This is a genomic window from Rothia aeria (genome assembly GCF_016726365.1).
Classification (GTDB): Bacteria; Actinomycetota; Actinomycetes; order Actinomycetales; family Micrococcaceae; genus Rothia; species Rothia aeria.
In genome coordinates, this window is sequence record NZ_CP068102.1 from 1,504,664 (window position 1) to 1,526,704 (window position 22,041).

Consider the following 22,041-nt stretch of genomic DNA (forward strand, 5'->3'; position numbering starts at 1 on the left):
TTCAGCCCCTGCCGGGTGCCCCTTATGAAACGCTAGGTGCCGCCTACCGTGTGTACGGTAGGCGGCACCTGGTGCAGGGGCTGCACTGCGTGGGCGGCTAGTCGCCTTTGCCTTCGAAGACGTCGGGAATACCGTCGTGGTTCTCGTCCAGTTCTTCTTTTTCTGCGACTGCCTTGTAGTGCTTATTGCGGCGTGAGAGGATGATCGCACCCAGGATGGCGGCGGTAATGGAGCCGAAGAGAATAGCGATTTTGGCGTCTTCGGTGTGCGGGGAGCCGTGCGGGAATGACAGCTCAGCCACCAGCAGCGAGACGGTGAAACCGATACCGCCGGTGACCGCCAGACCAATGATGTCGATCCATTTCACGTCCGGGTCGAGGTTGGCGTGTTTGAACCGGGTGACCAGCCAGGTGGTGCCTGTGATACCCAGGGTCTTACCGACCACGAGTGCGAAGATAATGCCGATTGCTACCGGGTCGGAGAGGGCCCGGCCCAGCCCGTCGAAGCCGCCCAGGGCTACACCCGCGCTGAAAAAGGCGAAAACGGGCACGCAGATACTGGTGGAAATGGGGCGGAACCGGTGTTCGAAGACCTCCGCGAGGCCGGAGTCGGCGCCAGCGGCTTCGGTGCGTTTATTGAATTTCACGGGTACGCAGAAGCCCAGAACCACGCCCGAGATGGTCGCGTGAATACCTGATTCGAGGAAGAGCGCCCAGGTGATGAACCCCAGCGGCAGCAGAATAATCCAGGCTGCGGCGGGTTTGAGATGGAACATTTTCTCGCCCTTATAGGCAATGAGCGCGAAAAGCCCAATGGGAATAACCGCCGCCAGCAGGTATTCGCCGTGGAAGTTATTGGTATAGAAGATGGCGATAATGCAGATGGCGATCAGGTCGTCGACCACTGCGAGGGTGAGCAGGAAGATGCGCATCGCCGAGGGCAGGTGGGTGCCCACACCCGCGAGTACGGCCACCGCGAACGCAATGTCGGTGGCGGTGGGGATGGCCCAGCCGTGCACCGCTGTTTCGCTGGCGTGGTTGACAATGAAGTAGAGGATGGCGGGGGTGATGACGCCGCCGCACGCCGCAGCAATGGGGATGATCGCGGTGCCAGGGGATTTGAGATCGCCAATAACGAATTCTTTTTTGAGCTCAAGGCCGGTGAGGAAAAAGAAGACAACCAGTAACCCGTCGGCCGCCCAGGTGCCAACACTCATGTGAAGGTGGTGGAATCCGGGGATTTCCGGGCCGATTTGTGCATCCCGCACCCCAAAGTATGCGGCTGCTAAGGGGGTGTTGGCAAAAATAATGGCGAGGACGGTCGCTATGAGAAGGATGGAGCCGCCCACCGACTCTGTGCGTAGAATATCGGCAATACGCACTGATTCGCGGTAAGAACCTCGCCCGAAAGCTGTATTGTTGGGTTGTACGTCACTCTTCTGACTCATGTTCTCCTCAGGGGTTTTGTGCGGCGTTCCTTATACCAGTGTAACGTCTTTCCACAGCAAAAACTTATTTTATTCCAGTATATGAATTTTTATAAACAAATAGACAGCTTTGAATATTTCCCTGTATATGGTGATATAAACCCACAAAAATAAAGCATAAAATGCAGAAACTCACTCTTAAGAAATATTCCCCACCGCCGGTATAAAGGCGATGGGGAATGCGAAAATATGCGCTATATGGTTTTAGGAACCAGCAACTGCGGGGGCTGAATCGTCCTCACCGTGGTTTTCATCCAGTTCACGGGCAACGTAGTTCTCAATGTCAAACAGGTTGCCGTTTGCGCGCTTAACAATGGTCACCAGAGTCTCCATGGAGGCGACCTCTTCAACCTGTTCCTTCAAGAACCACAGCATGAACTGTTCGCCCAGCGGGTAGGTTTCGGCGCGGGCGGCAGCGAAAATTGCCTCAATCTGGGTGGTGACTTCCTTCTCCTGCGCCAGCGACATATCAACGATTTCCTGAACATCGGCAAAATCGTTCTGTACTGCCGGAATCGCCGGGATCTGAACCTTGTGGCCGCGGTCGAGCTGGTACTGAACCATCATTAGGGCGTGGTCGCGTTCCTCCAGCGACTGGCGGTAGAAGTAACGGGCCAGCTGCGGCAGATCCTCGCCGTCAAGCCAAATAGCCATTGCAAGGTACTGGTGGGATGCGGCAAACTCGTGGCCGATCTGCTCGGTCAGCAGTTCATAGAAAGACTTGGTCATCATACTCTCCTGGGGTGTGGTTTATGGGCCCAAAAAGTGGGCGTAACTCAATCTGACCAGTCCATAGTATGCGCCGATTCGGTGTGTGTATACGCAGAACAGGCTAATCTCGACCAAGAATTAGGCCCTCCTGCGGTGTGTACTAACCGAGCACAACCTATGTTGAGGGTGCGCGAGCTGCGGGGCTGCCAGTACGGCGTAATACGGGCCTACTCTGGGTACGAGCCGCGGCGAAGACTATCGATTGATATAAGCTTCGAAGGAGTGTCTCCCAGTACGCTGGTGCCAATATTGGCGAGGTCGTACACCTGCTGTTCATTGAGATGGTCAAAGATTTGTCGGCGAACTTCAGCCACATGGCCGGGAGCCACCTGCTGAATCCTTTCAAGCCCTGCCGGGAGCAGATGGCAGATGCTTACACGACGGTCTTCGCGGCTAATGGAGCGTTCAACGAGGGAATCTTTCTCAAGGCGCGCCACCACACGAGACAGACGCGCAGGAAGAGTGTTTGTGGTCAGTGCCAACTCTGTCATGGTTAGGCTGAGCTCGGGTGACTCGGAGAGCATGGCAAGCACCATGTATTCAACATAGCTTAAGTCGGCTTCACGCTGTAATTGATTTTCTAGCCTGCGAGTGAGGTTAAAAATAATAGAGCTTATAAATAGCCACGCCTCCCGTTCTTCGGGAGTAAGCCACCGGGGTTCTTCGGCGTGCGGTGAGTCAGACACAGGATGCTCCTTCCGGGTCCGTCGTCTTAGTGAGCTGTATGTTGTCGTAGTAGTAATCGAGATATAAGGTTGTATTAATTCCCCATTGTATATGTATCATCTCTCATATTCCGGTAACGGCACCAGTAAATGCGGCGCATTCACAAGTTTTGGTTTACCTAAAGTGTGCGCGCAGATATGTAATAGGTTCCAGCTTATAGTAAACGTTTCCTTATTATTCACCGCTGAAAAGTAGGGAGCGAGTATTTTTGGGTGTTTACTTCCCGAATCGATAAAAAATTGGTACTTAAGAAGCCGAGCTGTACTTGAAGGTTTTAGAGTGATAAAGGTCAAAAATACGGATTTTTTAGGATTTAGGTCACTTAAAGCAACGCTTGAGGGGTGATTTTTCGCCCCTAGTCGAGAGCGTGCTGTCTAGGAGTGCTACCCTCAAGCTGAGGGAGAACCGCGTAATATCAAGGTAAAATGGGGTATAAAAAAATTGGTACGCTTTTCTCAACTCTGCTTTAGGGGAAGATAACAAAACGATTACAAATTTTTCTGAAAAAGTACCATTTTGGGTTTGCAACCGGCCCAAGACCGTGTACACTGGTATACGTAACGGGGTCGAAAGAAGCCCGCGGGGCGAGACCGGAAGCTCAAACCGAATGGGTTCGACTCTCTATTTATCGGTGATTGTCGTCAGTGTGCGGGTAACCCGCATTTCTACTGACGGATGTGCGGTGCGGATGCAGTTCGTGGTTGGGCTGCATTCCGCGCCGTATCTTTTTAACCAGCCCCTTCTGAGGCACTCTCAACCACTCGCTCTGAACAACCTCTAGAGATTTCCTATTGGTACCCCTGCGTGCCCTGTCGAGCGTTATCGCCTCTAACTGCGGAGCAAACTTGTGGGTACACCCACTAGGTAATGCAGGAATTACCCTGCCGATCCCTGCAAATACAGGCCATAGAGGCTATTGGGTGGCCTGACCAGGCTGTAGCGTCCGTCATTCTATGAACTATCAGTAATACAGCATCTAAATCTCTTCTCCGCTCGGCGCATCCCTGCAAACACGCGGAACAGGCCCATATTTTCTTGTCGCACCCGGGCAATGACCACCCGCATGAGGTGCTGAGAGTGATCGGCCGCGTAGCGATGAGATAAAGGTCGCCACATCTAAAAAGCCTTTAACTGTTCAGAAAATGACAAAAGCACATGCGTGTATGGGGTGAATGTGAAGGATTCGGCGATGCTTGGTTTGGGGATGCAAAAATACGTGCACGCGTGGGCGAATCCAGAAGCAGAAGGTACCAAAAGCAGCGTAGTGGGGGAGAGGCGCCTTCTGGCGCGTGGGGTATATCGGAATATCTGCGGGGGTGCGTGTGTTTAATATTGCCGCCGAAGACGCGCCAACAACATGCGGTTATGCCATTCCGCCACTGGCGTATCCACAGGTGTTATCCACAACGTGGAAAACTTACAGGTGTGTTATTCATAGGATCTTAATAACGTGCGGTGTGATAACGAGATGACATAAAGACCCTTGAAATACCGGGGGATTTCCATCAGATGGACGCGGCTCATCTCACCATCCAAAATATACAGGCGGGTTCAGGTGGTGCATCCCTTCCACAACGCGCCCGTTATTCACACCTGTGGAAAAGTCTGTGCACAATATCCACCGTCCACCCTCTGCGCCGTGCATAATATTCACCGTATGTATTACCTCCCACCGTTTGCCCCGCCCCTGAAGAAAACTCGCAGCAGAAAGACGAAACCGGCCAAAAGTTCTTCCTGCTGGCCGTAATATACTGCCCGCATATTAAGCGTTGAGATGCTATAAAACGGCCCCTTCGCACCCTCCGCAGCGAGTATCCACAGACTTTATCCACAGCGTGGATAACTTACATACCTGTTATTTGCGGGTCTGAACCCCGCAAAAATCCGGCAAATATCCCGAAATCGTGATGAGGTTGAAATAAAATCCACGGGTTTATCCACCCCTGTGGAAAACTTTCTCCACCCTATGCACAGCATCCCCGCACAATGCCCAGAACCCACTGAACTCGCAGGCAAACGCTGGTACCCTTGTAACGACGCCATCTTCTGAATGAAAGGGCATACACTATGGCTGAAAAGTACACTCTTCCCGAGCTCCCCTACGACTACGCGGCGCTCGAACCCCACATCTCCGCAAAGATCATGGAGCTGCACCACGATAAGCACCATGCAGCCTATGTTGCAGGCGCAAACGCAGCCCTAGAGCAGCTTGCCGAGGCACGCGAAAACGGTGCATTCGGCAACGTCTCCAAGCTGTCCAAGGATCTTGCCTTCAACCTGGGTGGTCACACCAACCACTCCATCTTCTGGAAGAACCTTTCCCCCGAGGGTGGCGACAAGCCCACCGGCGAGCTCGCAGCGGCTATCGACGAGTTCTTCGGTTCCTTCGATAAGTTCCGTGAGCACTTCACCAACGTTGCCCTCACCATTCAGGGCTCCGGCTGGGCAATTCTCGCCTGGGACACCGTGGGCAAGCGCCTCATCATTGAGCAGCTGTACGACCAGCAGGGCAATATCTCGGTTGCACTGATTCCCGTTCTGCAGCTCGATATGTGGGAGCACGCCTTCTACCTGGACTACCAGAACGTGAAGGGTGACTACGTGAAGGCATTCTGGAACATTGTGAACTGGGCAGATGTCGCTGAGCGCTTCGCACGCGCAGTGTCGCAGACCAAGGGTCTGGTGCTTCCCGAGTAGTTCTCAAAGATTAACGATGCGCTCGCACTCAGGGCGTATCTTTTACGGGCGGGTGCCTGGTGCCTCTTCTAACGAAGGTGCCGGGCACCCGCTTTGCGCTATAGAACTCATGGGTTAGTGGCTACACGGTGATGAGACGGTATACAGAACCGCGACGCCCTGAGTGCGCTCGCTGCTCTGCCATACCTCGTTTGACCAATTTGGGCAGTGCATACCGAACCTGCCGCGCGGTTAACTGGGTATCTTCTACGAGATCGGCGACCGTAGCGGGCTTCTGCGCTAAAGCAGAATACACCTGTGATTCCGTGGCGGATAGTTCCTGCAGTACGTCAACATGCTGGGAAGACTGTGCCGCCCGTCGATCCCGTGTGGACTGTGCATCGTCCGTGGAGCGGTAAATGATAACGCGTACCTGAATACCTTCATCAAGGACGCGAGCCTCGCGCAAACCAGCATTGCGTAAGGCCTGCTGCGCCGCCAAAATACCGCCGCCTTCTCCCTCAATGAGCCGACGACCGTCGCTGAGACGAATATTCTGACAGATAGCGTACAGCGCCTCATTCACAGCCGAAGGGCGGTGCACAAGACCAACCTGACTAGGTAGAATACCCCAAAAACCACCGGGGCTGATGATCTCAACACGGCCACGCTTAATAAAAATCTGCACGAACTTGCCCGAAGCATCCCGCTCATAACTGCGGTGCACAAGGGCATTCGCCACGAATTCGCGCAGAGCCACCAGAGGAATTTCGGGTTCATCCACCAGACCCGCCCCATCAGGGGTTGTTACGGTGCGGTTTTTGAGATTACGCACAAGCCAGGCAAGTGCGTCTTCAAGCATGGCAGGAATAGGGCCTTCGCCCCGAAAACGGTCATCATTACGGGCTGTACCGCTCATAGACACTACGCCGATAATACTTGCCCCAGAATAAAACTGCTGCGGATAATCCCCCAGAGCGCATAATCCGGCCAAGGTTAAATCGTTCTGCGCGGCGGTGAGAACATTGCGTTTGTGCAGAATTTCCTGGTCAGAGTCATGCCGCAAACGTGCTGAGGAGAGGCGAACCTGACGCAGAAAGTCCTCGGTGTATGGCTCATCTAAATCTTTGATGGACGTGCCAGGAATATTTCGTAGGTCATTCTGTGGTTTATGGCGTTGGGCATACATAAGGCTTAGCGCGTAACTATCCATCGGGTAGTCACCGTCTCCGAGGCGTTGATACGCCACATTACCTTTAAAGCAGGGGCGTTCCTGTACCGGTAACCCTGGAACAGATACGATGAGCACCTGATGATCGCCCAGAACCATATCGGTGGTTTCTACCGCGATTTTTGGTTTGAGATTCTGCGCGGCGTCAATAATTTTTGCTCGTAAATCTTCAAGATCGTAAACGCCCACGGGAGCAAAATCCTGGGCTTCGTCCACGCCGCATATGATGGTGCCGCCGTCAGGAAGGTTGGCAAAGCTACAGATAGTCTCAGCAATGGACGATGGGTAACCGTTATGCGCCGACTTCACCTCAACGGTCAGGCTATCCCGACCGAGGAGGCGTAGCTCATTCAGAGTTTGTGTCACTTCTTCAGGCGTATACATGTAAATATTGTAACTCTGAGAGTGACAATATGAGTGTCTGACCGGGCTGAAAGTTACAAATCTGATGATTTTGGGTGACAAAATGTAACTTTCAGACGGGTTTTTGTCACTTTGGCATGAAAAACGCGAGTGAAGGTGACAAAAATGTAACTCTCGATGGCAATTGTGTAACTTTCACCGAGGAGTCAAACAGGTTCCCTTTGAATTTTGCGGACTTCCGAAGGGGCACACATACTCGTGGCATGCTCTCGAAAGCGTAAAAGCGGGAGCGGGTAAAACTGGGACGGGCCAATGCTCGCTAGGCCGCGCCGAGTTCTTGGGCGAGAAGCGCCATTTTGCGGCCGCGACCCCAACGGTAATCACCAATCACGCCGCTCTCACGAATCACTCGGTGGCAGGGAATAATCAGCGCCACAGGGTTGTGTCCCACCGCAGTCCCCACGGCACGCGCGGCACGAGGGCGGCCAATACTCTCAGCCACAGACCCATAACTTTGCACGGCACCCTGCGGAATATTCAAAAGTGCACGCCACACCTGCACCTGAAACGGCGTACCCTTCAAATGCAGGGCGATGCGCTTCCCACCGCCCCCGAAAATACTCAACGCCTGCTCGTGAAAAGGGTGCTCGCCCTCATGCAGCTGCGCATTCGGGTATTCGGCGCGCAGGTTCGTAAGAGCCGCATCCGGGTTATCGGCGAAGGCCATATGACATATGCCTTTATCCGTTGCGGCGATCAGCACCGTGCCGAAAGGGGATGCGGCGTAACGCCAGACGATGCGCAGGTTCGCCCCGCCGTTCTTGTACTCGCCGGGGGTCATGCCCTCAACGGTGACGAACGCATCGTGCAGGCGTCCCGTGCCGCTGAACCCGCTCGACCAGGCCGCATCGAGCGTGCTCTGCTGCCCAGCGAGCGCCGCCTTCGCCCGTTCAAGGCTGATATGCTGCAGCATTTTCTTGGGGCTCACCCCCGCCCACTGCTGGAACTGCCGCTGCAGATATTCGGGGTTCACATGAACCGCCTGGGACACCTGCGCGAGCGTGGGATGATCTGCGGCGTGGTCATACAGGTACTCGATAGCGGCGGCTATGCGCCCGAACTGGACGGTCTGCTCGATCGGGTCTGTGCTCGCTGCGGAACGGTCTGTGATGCTCAAAGATTCTCCTAGTTCAAGGTCTTAACACTAGAGAATACGGGTGTTCCGGGTGGAAAACGACCCGATTCTTGACCTTGTGCGCATTGGGTGTAGAAGTGATTGTAGAGTTTAGGTGATGAATTAGAGAGACAAATGCGAGGATATTAGGATACGCTCAAAGGGCGGCTGACAGTTAACGCCATAAATCCCTGAATTTTAGGAGAGCCATAATGGAGAATTCTTTTACTCTTGACCGACAGACCCTACGCGATATGCGTGACGTTCTTGATGCGATACGGCGTGAACATGGAGGTTCCATTAACGCTTCTATGACTTTACAGGGAATATCAGATTCGCAGGTAGAGATGCATCTTACGGATACTGACTATATAGATACCCGTGTTAATTTCGAGGTATCTTTTGAGGCTATGCATTTTGCTGTCATGTGTGTTCCGGCTGAGAACTTTGCAGAGGATTTAGGGCCGTATATGATGCGCAGCAGTTCTCAGTTCACCTTCACCTGGGAGGACTATGGCTACGGACCAGAGATTAACGGTATACCACTGTCTGTGGGGCATGCTGGAGGTCTAGACGACATGCAAGACTGTACGGAGTGGTATTTTCCTGAAACACGGTGGATACCGCTGGGGACCATTACTGGTGATGACTACCTGCGTATTGTCGCCCAAGATGCTCCGGCGAAAACGTATAAAGAAGGTACTCTACAGTACGGTGTAGTACATTTTCTTGATGTGTATTTTACGGTGAAAGATGTATTTAGTTTTCTTGAAAATACCCTAGGACTGACACTTCCTGCTGATTCGCACATTATCCAAGATGCATTGAAGGCAGAGTGGAAATTCCCGGTAACCATATTTGAAACAGTGTTTGTACTAGCAGATACCACCAAAGCTAAAAATATTCAGGTGAGCGTTAGTGCTCCTGCCCCTAAGGAGCTTGTCCTGAAATTTGAGGGCGAGAACTTTACTCATGGGACACGCGCAGTATCTATTTCGGAGGCTGACGAAGAAGAGGGGTTATAGACCAATGTTTGATTTTCTTACTGAAATCAATAACGTATTCAGCGACCCTCATGGTGAGTAACGGTTCGCAGCTGTTGAGGGATGTCGTCCCTTGCGTGCGAGGAAATAAATAACGTTCCGAAGCTGGCGAGGCGTCAGCTTATCTAATTCCGGGAACGGTAAGTTGCAGCGGGAGCGGGGAGCACGCTCCCACTACAAATTACTGCTCCCGGATTGGTGGGGTTGGCTGAAGTGGCTGAGTAATCACCCCGTCTGTGAGGCGAAAAGCTGGGCGAAATGTGAGTTGCGCGCCATTAGTTCGGTGTAAGTGCCGGATTCGACGATTGCGCCCGCATCCATCACATAAATACGGTCGGCATGACGCAGCGTCCAGGCGCGGTGCGAGACCAGAATCGTCATGTGTCCCGCCGCAATCTCGCGCAGAGAGGCGAAAATATCTTCCTCCGTTTCGGCATCAATCGCGCTGGTGGGTTCGTCCAGAACCCACAGGTCGGTATTGCGCAAAATTAGGCGAGCCAATGCGAGCCGCTGCCATTGCCCACCCGATAGACCAACTCCGCCCCATTGTTCACCAAGTTGTGTGTCTAAACCGGCAGGCAGAGTCTGCACGAACTCGGCGGCACGGGCTTTGTTGAGTGCGTCCCACAGCTGCTCATCAGTTGCGGAGCGCCCGGAAATCCCCATGAGGAGATTCTGCCGAACCGTCAGCTCGTAGCGTCCAAAATCCTGGGTGAGAATAGTTGCCAGCCGGTGCCGTTCGGCGGAATCGAGAACATCCACCGGGGTATTGTCGAAAAGAACACGCCCCTCGTGAGCGGCGAGCATACCCAGAATCCCATGTACTAGCGTGGTCTTGCCCGCACCGTTTGCCCCCACGAGCGCGATTGTTTGACCGCGCTCAATCTCGAAGGATACCCCGCGCACCACGGGTTTTTCAGCGTTGGGGTAGGTGATGGAAAGGTTCTCGATGCGCACACGACTAAGTGGTGCATCAAGAGTGGCGGCCACCTTGCGAGACGGGTTTTCGGAGCCCTCCAGAAACTCTCGATACCGTGTAATTCCGTTAGCCCCGGCGCCGAGCGAGCTCATATCGTGACTCGCTGCGGTCAGCGACATCATGGCGGAAAGTGCGCCCACTATCGCACCAGAGATGATACCCGCGCTCGCCCCGGAGGACACCAGAAAACCTAGCGCACCCACCAGGAATACCGCGCACATTACCCCCGATATTACCTGCAAACGCAGGGCATATGCGGTAAGTTTCACCTCTTCGTCAGCGGCCAGCCCGCGCTGCCGGTTAGCCCGTGCCGCAAAGAACCAGCCTGCTTTCAGGGTCGAAAGTTCTTCGGCGGTATTCGGGTAGGCTATCTGGTTGGTAGCGTACCAGGCCCGGTGGTTATGCGCATAAATGCTATCCCAGGTCTGCTCGTTGCGCCGTGTGTACAGCCCCGCTACGAACGCCACCGGAATCAGGCACAACAGAAGGCATACCGCCGCCGCAGAGCTGACGCGAGCCACCATGACGCAGAGCGAACCCACCATAAGAAACGTGAAGAGAAGTACGCCGGTGCTGGTTACTTGGGTGTGCAGGTGGCCGTTGGCGACCGCATCCTGGGCGGCACGCGAGCGCTGCGAAAATGAGCCGCGCGAAATCTGTTCGGGGGTGAGGGAGGCGAGCCTGCGGGCGATCGCCCGGATACCTGTTTGCGCCATACCCGCCCGCAGCGACATATCCAGCGAATTAGACACCTGCTGCAGGGCAAGGTTACCCGCCAGCACGCCCCCGGTTACGCCCGCCCACGTGAGTGCAGTGTGCGCATCCCCGGCGCTGAGCGAGTCGGTGATTGCGGCTATGAGGAACATCTGTACGCTGGGCAGAAACGAGAGCACTGTGAGAAGGGTGAACGAGCTGAGTACAAGAATAGGATGCGCCCGCAGCGCATACCGCAGGGCCCAGAGAGTTTGTCTGATCGTTTTTAACACGATGGTGTTCCTTCTTTCGTGAACCCGGTGTTGTCTGTGGATTCGGTGCCGTCAGCAACTGACAAGCCCGACGGCGTGTGTTCCGGTGTGTCGTCTATCTGTGAGGCGAAAATTTCGGCGAACCGCCCGCCGGCGCCTAATAGTTCGGCGTAGGTTCCCGATTCGACGATGGTTCCGTGATCCACCACATGAATGACGTCTGCGTGTTTGAGAGTCCAGGCTCGATGTGAGACCAGAATCGTCATATGATCTGCCGCAACTTTGCGTAGAGTAGCGAAAATCTGCTCCTCGGCGTGGGCATCAATAGCGCTGGTCGGCTCGTCCAGAATCCACAGGGCAGTGTTACGCAGGATCAGGCGCGCCAATGCTAAACGCTGCCATTGCCCGCCCGATAGCCCAACGCCACCCCACTGTTCACCCAGCTGTGTGTCTAAACCGGCGGGTAGAGCCTGCACGAACTCGGCGGCGTGGGCCTTTTCGAGCGCATCCCAGAGACGCTGATCGTTTGGCGGTTCCTGGCCCTGCGTGTGAGTACCCAACAGCAGGTTTTCCCGCACGGTCAGCTCGTACCGCCCGTAGTCCTGGCTGAGCAGGGTAGTGTGCTTAAAAACTTGTTGCATGCTTAGCGGCTCGGTTGGAGCATCGCCGAAGAGCACGCTGCCTGCGGTGGTGGGAGTTAGCCCGAGAAGTCCGCGCACCAGCGTAGTTTTCCCCGCGCCGCTGGCACCGACCAAGGCCACCATCTGTCCGCGTTGTATGTGTAGGTTCACGTGGTGCAGCGTTGGTGCATCCGCCCCGGGATAGGTGACGGTCAGATTGCGTACAGTGAGTTCGCGCGGAGAATCACCGGTTGCGGGCGGATTATGATGCGTTGTCTCTGAAGCAAGCACGTAGCGTGGATTATCCACAAACGCGCGATACGGGGCAATCGACATCGCCCCGTTTGAGACCTGCCCGAAGGCGTAGCCAACATCCTGCGTGGCCGCGATACAGGTGAGCGTGCCTACCAGCGCACCGGCAATTTCGCCCGCGCTCGCCCCGGAACCGATCAGGCAGTAGAGTGCACCCATCAGCAACACCGAGCAGATGAGCCCGGCGAACCCCACCACGATGCCGCGCATCGCCTCCAGATTGTATTCCCGCCCGGTGGCACGAGCTCGTGCCCGCGCCACACTGTCTGCGAAGAAACCACCGGCTCCTAAGGTCGCGATCTCCCGGGCTGTGCTGGGGTGGGTGAGCGCATCCAGAAAATATGCCTCTTCACGGCGGTCCTCATAAACCTGCCCGTAGATACGGTAGTCACGTTTCGCCAGCAGCACCATCGCGGCGGACAGCGGAACCATGCACCCCGCCACAAAGAACGCAGCCGGAAGGCTCGTACCTGCAATTGTTGCGCACAGCAGCAGCACCATCGCCACGGCAGCACAGAGAGTCACCACGGAATTTGCCTGTGTGGGAATCTCCTGCTTCGTAAGAGATTCACGGGCCGCACGAAGATGCTTCTGCATCTCGGGTTCACTCATCACCTCAGGATTCACCCGCGCCAGGGTAGTATTGAGTTTCTGATGCGCGGCGGCATTCACGCGCGCCTTCGTCATGGTGAAGAGCGACATGCTCGCCCGCTGCACCAGAAGGTACGCCGCCACGAGGACACCGATTACCGCGGCCCACGTGAGTGATGCTGCAGTATCGCCAGAAGCCACCGAACCCACCGCAGCATTCACCAGCACCACCTGCGCGCTCGGCATGAACGTGAGAAGCAGGGTCGTACAAACCGCGGCAATGAAGGGAACGGGCGCCGTGTGAAGGGTTATACGGAATGCCCACGGAATAGAACGAAGAATGTTTAGCACGACCCCTCCCTGAGGGTCTTTGCCGAAAGGCTGAGTGTGCGGTCGATACGGATGCGCTCGCAAAAGTCCTCATCGTGGCTAACGACGATGAGCGCGCCGGTATAAGCGTCGAGCGCCTGCACTAGCCAATCCACCGACGAAATATCTAGGTTATTCGTGGGCTCATCCAACAGAAGAAGCTGCGGCACCGGGTCGGTGAGCAGAACCGTCGCCAGCGCGGCACGAAAACGCTCACCCCCGGAAAGCTCCCCAATATGCTGATGCACCCTCTCGCGCTTGAATAGCAGTCGTGCGAGCTGATCGCGCAAATGCTGTTCACTCGCCCCCGGGTTCGCCCGTTGCACGGTTTCAAGGAGAGTGCGTTCAGGGTCAAGCGTGATGCGCTGCGGCAGATACGCGGCGTTGCCCAGGCGGTAAAGCACCCGGTAAACGGGCGGTACGGGGGAGCGGTAGCCGGGGTCATTCGCATGCGCTATCGCGTTGAGAAGCACGGTCTTGCCGCTGCCGTTTGCTCCCGTGATGCGCAAATGCTCGGGCCCGGTCAGGATAAGAGCCTCGGGAAAGTCTTGGTCGCGGGACGGATAATCAACTTCATAAGGTTGTGTTTCATGTGAAACGGTATTTTGGGTGTTTGCATTCTTAAGTTCGGCACTCTGTTGTGTAGATGCGCAAGAGTCTTTCCTCACCCGCTGTAATTCCAGCACCTTCCGCCCTGCCGGGAGCGCATCCTGAGCGAGTTCCAGATAGATACGCTCCTGCACGCGCAGGTTCTCTTGGGCTTCACTAACTGCCGCACGCGCATCCGCCACCATGCTTTCGTGTGCCGCGCGAAGTTTCCCTGCGGAACGCTCTGAACTGTTCTTATCCAGGCCCATCGCCAGGCCAGGTTTCCGCTTCGACCGCTCAAAATCGCGGCCTCGGCGGGCGTTACGATCGAGCTTAATCTGGTTCTCAATGCGCTCGCGCTCAGCCTTACGCGCCTCATGTTTCGCCTCACTCACGCGGCGATGCACGGCGCTCTCCTCGGCCTTTCGCGCCGCCCGGTAGGTGTCGTAGTTGCCCTCATATATGCGCAGATGCGCCCGCCCCTCACGGTCGGCGTGCAGCTCGGCAATCGCTTTCATGTGCGCGAGCAGATCGCGGTCGTGGCTGATGATGAGCGCCGGGCAGGCGAGGGTTTCAAGAGCCGCGAAAAGCCGATTCTTCGCGGCAGAATCCAGGTTATTTGTGGGCTCATCCAGCAGAATAAACTCGGGATTCGAGAGCAGAAGCGCGGTGAGCGCGGCAGTGACCGTCTGACCGCCCGAAAAGGTGCTAAGGGAGCGCATCAGAAGGTCGCGAATGGCGTGCGGGTCGGCGGCATCCGTGGTGAGCGCAGGACTAAAACCGTACTCGGCAAGGATCGCGAGAGTGCGCTCTTCAATATCCCAGGCGTCGCCGATGGTGTCATAAAGGCTGGGGGAGTAGTTGCCCGATTCCAGTGCATCGAGCGCTCGCAGAATTTTTGTAATTCCAAAAATATCGGCAAGATGCTGATGCTCGCTCAACCCTAAATCTTGCGGCAGGTACGCTATGCGCGGCGGGGCGCTGATTGTGCCGTGACTAGGCTTTATCTCGCCAAGAATGAGCCTGAAGAGGGTAGTTTTTCCGGTACCATTATCGCCGATGAGTCCGGTGAGCGGGGCGGAAAATACGGTGGAGAGGTCGGTGAAAAGCGGGGGTTCACCCGGATGCGCATACGAAATATGGTCGAGTGTAATGTGGTGTGGCATGGGCCGAGTTCCTTCGAGTCGGTGCTCGGGTCCCCGCCAGCGCAGCGCGCGTTAGGTGTGAGGGCATGAAAAAACCCGAGCATGGTGTGTAGATACACGTAAGCCCGGGTAGTGGGGTGGGCGCATAAAAGCGCTCTGACCTGGTGTTTTGATCCGGGCTATGCTCGGGAGCCGTTCATGTGCTGGTGCCTCCTCGTGTGCCGATGCGCTTCCGTGCGCCTCGATGGATATAGACAGGAACAATCCGGAATGTGACCCGGATAACCTCTAGTGTAGGGAGTGGCGATAGCGCCTGTCAATCATGGGGCGCATTAATCTTTTGGCTTGCGTGCCACTATCGCCAGGTGGTCGCGGTGCCTCCCAGCGCGGCGGGTGTGAACTTCTTCCACCGTAAACCCGGCCTTCTCGCACAGTGTGGAAAACTCTGGAACGCTCACATAATAGGCGGTTGTCACGGCGTGTGCGAAGGGCAATCCGTGCTCGCCCAGAAACATCCCCAGAAGAAGGCCTCCTCCCGGAATCAACAGCCGATAGAACTCGGTGAGTGCGCCGGTAAGGTGAGCTGGCGGCGTGTGAATGAGCGAATACCAGGCGAGAATTCCTGCGAAAGACCCGTCAGCATAGGGCGTGTGTGCCATATCCATGACCTCGAAGCTAAGATTTGGGGCGCTAGAGGCGGCGCGGGCATGGGCAATAAATTCGGGGGTCACATCTATACCGGTGACGGGCCGGTCTGCGGAGGCGAGCAAGCGTGCCCAATGCCCGGGAACGCATCCGGCATCAAGAATACTGCCTGGCACGGAAGCACTCCACGACGTGATTAGGGCAGTATCAGTTGGTTCCATCTGATCGAGCGACCCCAGCGCCTCACAATATTCCGCCGCCCGCGCCCCATACCTGCTGCTGACTGTCATTGTTTCCTCACGTGGTGTTTACTGCGCAACGCGATAGGTCGTGTTCCGGTTTCCTTGGCCGCCTTCACGCGCAACAAGGAGGGTACAAAAACGGGGGCGTTTTCTTCATGCAGGAGCAGTATAGTGCTCCCACATGAAGAAAACACCCCCGGATTTAGAGTGTCTGATAATCCACCAGTTTTAAACCTGGTACAAGTACCCCACGCGATCGAAATAACGACCCCTGAGCGGCACAAAGTTGCCGCTTCCGGAGTTTACCTAAGATTCGTGGCGCTCGCGGTACATGCCCAGTGGGCCCGCATCCGCATAAGCCTGAGCCGTGTTGTAACGGTACAGGCGCGGCGGGCGGTGGCGGGTACCTTCAATGCGCCGGCCGGTATCAATAATCGATTTTGAGGCTGCAATCTGGCGGCGGAAATTCGCGGGATCCAACGGACGGCCAAGAATCGCCTCGTACACCTCACGCAGCTGCGCCAGAGTGAACTCTTCCCCCAGGAACGAGTGCGCAATACGCGAATATTCGACCTTATTCTGCAGGCGGTACAGGGCGTACTCCACAATCTCGTTGTGGTCGAAAGCCAGCTCGGGAAGCTCATCTACCGGGAACCAGCGAATATTTTCGTGCACGCGAGTCTGCGAAACCTCAGTCGCCGGGATCGAAGCCCAATACACCACCGAAACCACGCGCTCATGATCCGCCCCAGGCACCGGAACCGGCGCGCCGTTAATGCGCGCCGCCCGCGCCTCCGGGGCACGCAAAACATCACCGAACGCATACAGCTGCTCAAGGTACCCGGGCTCAAGGCCGGTCGCGCGCTTGAGCGTGTACCCCGCCGCCTGCTCCAGGGACTGCTGGGACTGCAAGGGGCCGCCGGGAAGCGCCCACTGGCCCTTATAGGGCTCGCGCAAACGGCGCACCAGCGGCAGCCACAGGCTCGGGTGCTGCTGCCCCTCCTTAGGGCGCAAGGCAAGGATGACAGTTGAAACCGCCAACGAAACCGAACTGTGATCACCCTCAGTGTGGTCGTCGTACAGTTCGACGGCGGGGGTGCTGTCGGGTGAGATGCTCATCCTTGCCTCCTGATCTGGTATGCACATACTTTTCTATTTTACGGTGTGAGAGCGCCGGTGTTGCCGCAATGGCGCGCCCGGCACATCGATACTTACATGAACCAGGGGCGGCCCCGGTGGGCTAGTCGATGGTCAGCTCACCCATGGCGTCCCAGCCATCGCCGTCAATTTGGCGGGAAACAATCTTCGGGGTTGCACGCAGAGCCGGGCGCATATCGGTTATGGCTTGGGCGAAATGCGCAGAGTTCACATGAGCCGCCGCGCCGTCGTCCTCGAAAGCCTCCACCAGCACGAACTCGTTCGGGTCCTCAACGCTGCGCGACCACTCAAACCACTTATTGCCTGCCTCGGCGCGGGTGGCCTCGGTGAAGTCGCGGGTTAAATCCAGCCACTTTTCGGCGTATTCGGGCTTGACGGGGAATTTCACAACAATAAAAATCACGGCGGACTCCTTAATTAGAATATTCAAAGGACACTTCTATTTTTTCACAAGATGAGCCTGCGCGGGCAGCGCCTAAAGCATCACCTTGTACTGAGGATGCGCGAGCAGCGGGTATTTTGCCTGAAAAGCGGAGAAAATACCTCTTCTCGGGCGAAAACCCGTTGCTCGCGGTTAACCGTGGGGTGGGTTTGGTGCAGCCTTCTTATTTATGTGTGATTAGAGACTTGGCCCGCCACGGTTTTTCCGCTGATTTTGGGTGTTGTGGTGCCTGTGCTGGTGGGTGTTTTGGTTGTCTTGTTGGGGGCTTTGAGGTCTATGAGTCCGAGGGTTTGTGTGTCGTATATGCTGAGTTGGATGCCGGATTTTTCTTGTAGGGTGAGGTCGCTGCGTAGAAGGGCTTGGGCCATAGAATAGGCGACGGCGTCTGCGGCCCATAGGTTGCGTTCTGTGGTGGAGGATACTTGGACGTAGTTAATGGGTGGGATGATGTTATTGCGGGTTAAGTGTTGTATGGTTTGTCGATCTTTCTGATTTTCTTCTGATTGCCGGAGTACGTTCAATAACAAAGGCTTTAACCGGATCCTCACGATCTGTTGCGAGTTTTAGGAGTGTGGTAAGGATTCATTACGAGCATTGCGCATAATGCGCTGGGTTTCTTCTTCGCTGGCGCCGTAGGGTGTAGAGGTCTGGACAGCAATAATATTGGTATCTGTGTTGGTGTAACGACTGATTGCGCCAAGCATAGATATATTGTGGAAAGCATCTTCTTCGGTGGCGAGGTTATGTACCACCGCTGTGCTCTTTCGGGAAGTTGTATTGGTTTTCTGCGTGGTACTGTTGTAGAGCAGATAAAACAATAATATCCTCTGCGCTCGTGAGCAACTCTGCCTGGTAAGTATTTTCTTGTTAGGATCTTCATCCTTTGAGGTGAGGGGGTAGCGGAGGTGCGGCCATGGGGGGTATGCCGGGTTGTCCGGCCAAACCCATGGATCTTGCCCAGAAGGCACCCTGTAAGGGGTGCCTTCTGTTGTAGAGCTTGTGGCATGTTTTGTATGAAGTAGTGCATGGTATGCTGGGTAGGCGAGATAAAACAATATTGTCCTCTGCGCTCGTGAGCAACTCTGCCTAGCAGCTTTTTGTTGTTAGGATCTTCATCCTTTGAGGTGAGGGGGTAGCGGAGGTGCGGCTGTGGGGGGTATGTCCGGTTTGGCGGGCAGAACCCATGGATCTCACATCAAGAGGCATCCTAATATGGGATGTCTCTTGTTGTAGGGGAGTTGTTGGCATGTTTTGTGTGAAATAGTGCATGGTATGCTGGGTAGGCGAGATAAAACAATAATGTCCTCTGGCCTTCTGTATGAAGCTTCTGGAGGTGCGGCTGTGGGAGGTATGCCGGGTTGTCCGGCCAAACCCACGGATCTCGTATCAAGGGGCGCCCTAATATGGGGCGCCTTCTGTTTTTTGGGGAAGCCGTCAGTATATTTTTTGTATGAAGTGTTATTCATTAGGGATAGCTCTCCGCGCTTGACATACACAAACAACGAACAACGGTCCCTCACCCGCAAAGCGTATGATGATGGAAGATATTGTCTTCTCATCGTAGATCTTCTAAGCAACCACCACATGAATCTGCTCCTTGGGGCGGGATACCGTTGGCGTTCAATGGTCCTGTTGTGAGTGCACGTCACGACAGATATTACGTGACAGTACACGACCTGGATAGATTCTTAGATCCGAAGGATACGCGCAAGGACCAAGGCTCCTAAGGATTACACGTTGTTAGCCCGGCCAAAAACCGCACCGTAAAAACCTCACCACTGAGGGCAACGAGTCTGGCCGGCAGATTAACCACTATCGGACGGTGGCAGAGCGAGTTATCGTGTCCCTCAAGTGCTGGTAGATACTGCCCACAATATCCCGCAGACCTCTCATTTTCTACTTCAGGGTGTCCTTGGTAGTGCAGGGCGGGACAGCCCCAAATAAATAACCCTCGTGGTATTCTGGGTGGGCGAGATAAAACAATAATGTCCTCCGCACTCGTGAGCAACTCTGCCTAGCAAGTATTTTCTTGTTAGGATCTTCATCCTTTGAGGTGAGGGGGTAGCGGAGGTGCGGCCATGGGGGGTATGCCGGGTTGTCCGGCCAAACCCATGGATCTCGCATCAAGAGGCACCCTAATATGGGTGCCTTTTGCTACGGGAAGCAAAGACAGAGGATATGACAACTTTATCCCAGCCGTGTATATAGTGCAGGTATGACTAGTATCTTGTGTGATTGGTGTACCTCCATACTGCGTTCATGAGTTTTCAATTAGGGAAGTCCTCCATTATTTATGGCCCACATATTTTGAGGTGGCGATTTGGGTGGCTAATTTATATTTCAAAAATAAAGAGCGTTATAGGCATGTTTTTAAGCTCAAAATTTGTGTATACACCGCGTGTTATTCTAGGTATGTGAGATAAAACAATATTGTCCTCCGCTCCCGTGAGCAACTCTGCCTAACAGTTATTTTTGTTAGGATCTTCATCCTTTGAGGTGAGGGGGTACCGGAGGTGCGGCCATGGGGGGTATGTCCGGTTTGGCGGGCAGAACCCATGGATCTCACGTCAAGAGGCATCCTATCAAGGGTGCCTCTTCCTATAAGGAAGTGATGGACGCAGATATATTTTGTGTATGCGTCGCGTGTTATTCTAGGCATGTGAGATAAAACAATATTGTCCTCTGGCCTTCTGTATGAAGCTTCTGGAGGTGCGGCCATGGGGGGTATGTCCGGTTTGGCGGGCAGAACCCATGGATCTTGCCCAGAAGGCACCCTGTAAGGGGTGCCTTTTGTTGTAGAGTTTGTGGCATGTTTCATGTGAAGTAGTGCATGATATGCTGGATGGGCGAGATAAAACAATAATGTCCTCCGCTCCCCGTGAGCAACTCTGCCTAACAATTATTTTTGTTAGGATCTTCATCCTTTGAGATGAAGGGGTACCGGAGGTGCGGCCATGGGGGGTATGCCGGGTTGTCCGGCCAAACCCACGGATCTCGCATCAAGAGGCACTTTTAAGGTGCCTCTTATTTTTTATTCCGGAAACATATTGGATGCGAAATATGATCTAGAAAGCGTGGGTAGAGGGTATTTTCCCGTTTTTCAGGCGAAACCCCGCTGCTCGCGGTTAACCGTGGGGTGGGTTCGGCGTAGGGTTAAAGGTATGACTACTGCACAGATAAAGTTCCTTGAGACAGACCCCTCCATGATCTCCGCCGAAACTACTCTGCGGGCGGCGGCGAGTGATGTGTACGCCCTAATTGCCGACCCCGCCCGCCACGCCGAGCTTGACGGAGGCGGATCAGTACGTGGGCTGGTATCCGGCGACACCCCCGAACTGCGCGAGGGCGATACCTTCACCGAAAAAATGTTCCTGGGCATCCCATACCGCATGTCTCCCACAGTCGTGCGCGCCGAGAAAAACCAGGCCCTCTCCTGGCGCATGCCCGCCGACCACTACTGGACCTGGGAAATCGCAGATAACCACGACGGCACCGTGACCGTACGTGAAACCTGGGACGCTTCCGAAGCGAAAATCTTCGGGTTTATCCCCGCTGCGCCCGTATTCCGTACGGTTGGTGCGTTCGCGCGTAACCGCCGCAACATCGCGCTGTCGCTGGCGAAACTGCATCGCACCTTCGAGGGGTAGGGTGTAACAGGCCGCTTTTCGTATGTTCCTCTGGTTATCGCGCTCCTAATTGATTCGCGATAAATATCTAAGTACGTCCTGCACAGGTGCCGACACGAACACTACCGCGCCGCACGCCTGAGAATGTCGAGCACATCCAGCAGAATATCCCGATCGGCCTTGATGCGTTTGCGCGCCGCCGGGTTCGCCATGCCTCCCGCAAACGCCGCACTGTAATACATGCCGTCTCCCAGCAGAAGCACGGTGCGCGCCATCTTATCGTCCCCAATCTCCGCGCGAATCAGCTCATACCACTGCCCCTGAATCTCGTCCATGAGTTCGCGTGCGGCCGGGTTCTTATCCTGCGCCAACCGCGAGAGGGCAACCAGGCATATATCGAATGGGGTGCCCTGAAAGGTTGAGGTGTTGATGTAATAGGCGCTGGCCCCCTCGGGTGCGGCGCGCATCTTCTCAAGGTCTTCGTCTGCGTAGGTGCGGGTGCGGTCTAAAAGCGCTTGGAAGAGTGCCTTTTTCGAGCCGAAATGATAGAGTAGCCCGCCTTTAGAAACTTTCGCTTGGGTGGCGACCGCATCAAGGGTGGTGGCACGTTCACCGGCCTGTACCAGCAGATGTTCATAGGCGTCTAGGATCTGTTCGCGCGAGTTGTTGGCGCGGGTTGTGCGGGGTTCGGATGCGCTGGCTGGGGTAGTCATAATCACCATTCTACGGATTAGAAACTTTACCGTCTAGTTGGTATAGTTAGTGTGTCCGTGGTTGCCTGTATGGCGCATCCTCACTACCCGAAGCAAGCCTCTGGCAGCAACCCGTCTGCGGGCTATGAGCACTTGCCGCCCGGCGCATCTGCCGCAAGTGCCGAAAACTCCCAGAT

At 55.2% G+C, this 22,041-nt stretch carries 16 protein-coding genes; 3 read left to right on the forward strand and 13 right to left on the reverse strand.

Annotated elements, in window-relative coordinates; all coding sequences use genetic code 11:
* Positions 1-97: 97 nt before the first annotated feature.
* From nhaA to I6I94_RS06430, 3 genes are all read right to left on the reverse strand, one after another.
* On the reverse strand, positions 98-1,447 hold the full coding sequence (gene nhaA / locus I6I94_RS06420; protein ID WP_201620517.1) for a Na+/H+ antiporter NhaA: 1,350 nt from the start codon (positions 1,445-1,447) through the stop codon (positions 98-100).
* A gap of 243 nt (positions 1,448-1,690) precedes the next feature.
* Positions 1,691-2,215: a ferritin gene (locus I6I94_RS06425; protein WP_006886973.1), complete on the reverse strand. Its 525-nt coding sequence runs from the start codon at positions 2,213-2,215 to the stop codon at positions 1,691-1,693.
* Between the two features lie 209 nt (positions 2,216-2,424).
* A complete protein-coding gene (locus tag I6I94_RS06430) occupies positions 2,425-2,943 on the reverse strand; it encodes a MarR family winged helix-turn-helix transcriptional regulator (protein WP_006886974.1) in 519 nt (172 codons plus the stop codon).
* 2,107 nt (positions 2,944-5,050) lie between these two features.
* Between I6I94_RS06430 and I6I94_RS06435 the strand changes: the two genes are divergently transcribed.
* A complete protein-coding gene (locus I6I94_RS06435) occupies positions 5,051-5,680 on the forward strand; it encodes a superoxide dismutase (protein ID WP_037233941.1) in 630 nt (209 codons plus the stop codon).
* A gap of 121 nt (positions 5,681-5,801) precedes the next feature.
* On the opposite strand, the gene I6I94_RS06440 is transcribed toward I6I94_RS06435, so the two are convergent.
* Positions 5,802-7,256, reverse strand: coding sequence for an RNA-binding domain-containing protein (locus I6I94_RS06440; protein WP_236588827.1), 1,455 nt, complete (start codon positions 7,254-7,256; stop codon positions 5,802-5,804).
* Between the two features lie 316 nt (positions 7,257-7,572).
* Positions 7,573-8,430 (reverse strand): bifunctional transcriptional activator/DNA repair enzyme AdaA, encoded by an 858-nt coding sequence (locus tag I6I94_RS06445; RefSeq protein WP_201620519.1) that lies wholly within the window; start codon positions 8,428-8,430, stop codon positions 7,573-7,575.
* A 209-nt stretch (positions 8,431-8,639) separates the two neighbouring features.
* On the opposite strand from I6I94_RS06445, the gene I6I94_RS06450 reads away from it, so the two are divergent.
* On the forward strand, positions 8,640-9,452 hold the full coding sequence (locus I6I94_RS06450) for a hypothetical protein (RefSeq protein WP_201620520.1): 813 nt from the start codon (positions 8,640-8,642) through the stop codon (positions 9,450-9,452).
* A 243-nt stretch (positions 9,453-9,695) separates the two neighbouring features.
* Here the strand turns inward: I6I94_RS06450 and I6I94_RS06455 are convergent, their stop codons facing one another.
* The 7 genes from I6I94_RS06455 to I6I94_RS06485 all read right to left on the reverse strand — a co-directional run bounded on the left by I6I94_RS06455 (position 9,696) and on the right by I6I94_RS06485 (position 18,278).
* On the reverse strand, positions 9,696-11,435 hold the full coding sequence (locus I6I94_RS06455; RefSeq protein WP_128087243.1) for an ABC transporter ATP-binding protein: 1,740 nt from the start codon (positions 11,433-11,435) through the stop codon (positions 9,696-9,698).
* Positions 11,429-13,288: an ABC transporter ATP-binding protein gene (locus I6I94_RS06460; protein WP_128087242.1), complete on the reverse strand. Its 1,860-nt coding sequence runs from the start codon at positions 13,286-13,288 to the stop codon at positions 11,429-11,431. Before I6I94_RS06460 ends, I6I94_RS06455 begins: the two co-directional genes overlap by 7 nt.
* Complete coding sequence (locus I6I94_RS06465; protein ID WP_201620521.1) at positions 13,282-15,060, reverse strand: ABC-F family ATP-binding cassette domain-containing protein; 1,779 nt, start codon at positions 15,058-15,060, stop codon at positions 13,282-13,284. Before I6I94_RS06465 ends, I6I94_RS06460 begins: the two co-directional genes overlap by 7 nt.
* Positions 15,061-15,371: 311 nt before the next feature.
* Positions 15,372-15,974: a class I SAM-dependent methyltransferase gene (locus I6I94_RS06470; protein ID WP_128087241.1), complete on the reverse strand. Its 603-nt coding sequence runs from the start codon at positions 15,972-15,974 to the stop codon at positions 15,372-15,374.
* A 258-nt stretch (positions 15,975-16,232) separates the two neighbouring features.
* Positions 16,233-17,045, reverse strand: coding sequence for an NUDIX hydrolase (locus tag I6I94_RS06475; RefSeq protein ID WP_201620522.1), 813 nt, complete (start codon positions 17,043-17,045; stop codon positions 16,233-16,235).
* Between the two features lie 121 nt (positions 17,046-17,166).
* Positions 17,167-17,487: a putative quinol monooxygenase gene (locus I6I94_RS06480; protein ID WP_128088165.1), complete on the reverse strand. Its 321-nt coding sequence runs from the start codon at positions 17,485-17,487 to the stop codon at positions 17,167-17,169.
* A 602-nt stretch (positions 17,488-18,089) separates the two neighbouring features.
* The gene (locus I6I94_RS06485; protein WP_128087240.1) at positions 18,090-18,278 is read right to left on the reverse strand and encodes a hypothetical protein; all 189 of its coding nucleotides are present in this window, start codon (positions 18,276-18,278) and stop codon (positions 18,090-18,092) included.
* A gap of 2,409 nt (positions 18,279-20,687) precedes the next feature.
* Here I6I94_RS06485 and I6I94_RS06490 point away from each other — a divergent pair.
* Positions 20,688-21,173, forward strand: coding sequence for an SRPBCC family protein (locus I6I94_RS06490; protein ID WP_128087239.1), 486 nt, complete (start codon positions 20,688-20,690; stop codon positions 21,171-21,173).
* Between the two features lie 101 nt (positions 21,174-21,274).
* Here the strand turns inward: I6I94_RS06490 and I6I94_RS06495 are convergent, their stop codons facing one another.
* Complete coding sequence (locus I6I94_RS06495; RefSeq protein WP_236588829.1) at positions 21,275-21,865, reverse strand: TetR/AcrR family transcriptional regulator; 591 nt, start codon at positions 21,863-21,865, stop codon at positions 21,275-21,277.
* Between the last annotated feature and the right edge of the window lie 176 nt (positions 21,866-22,041).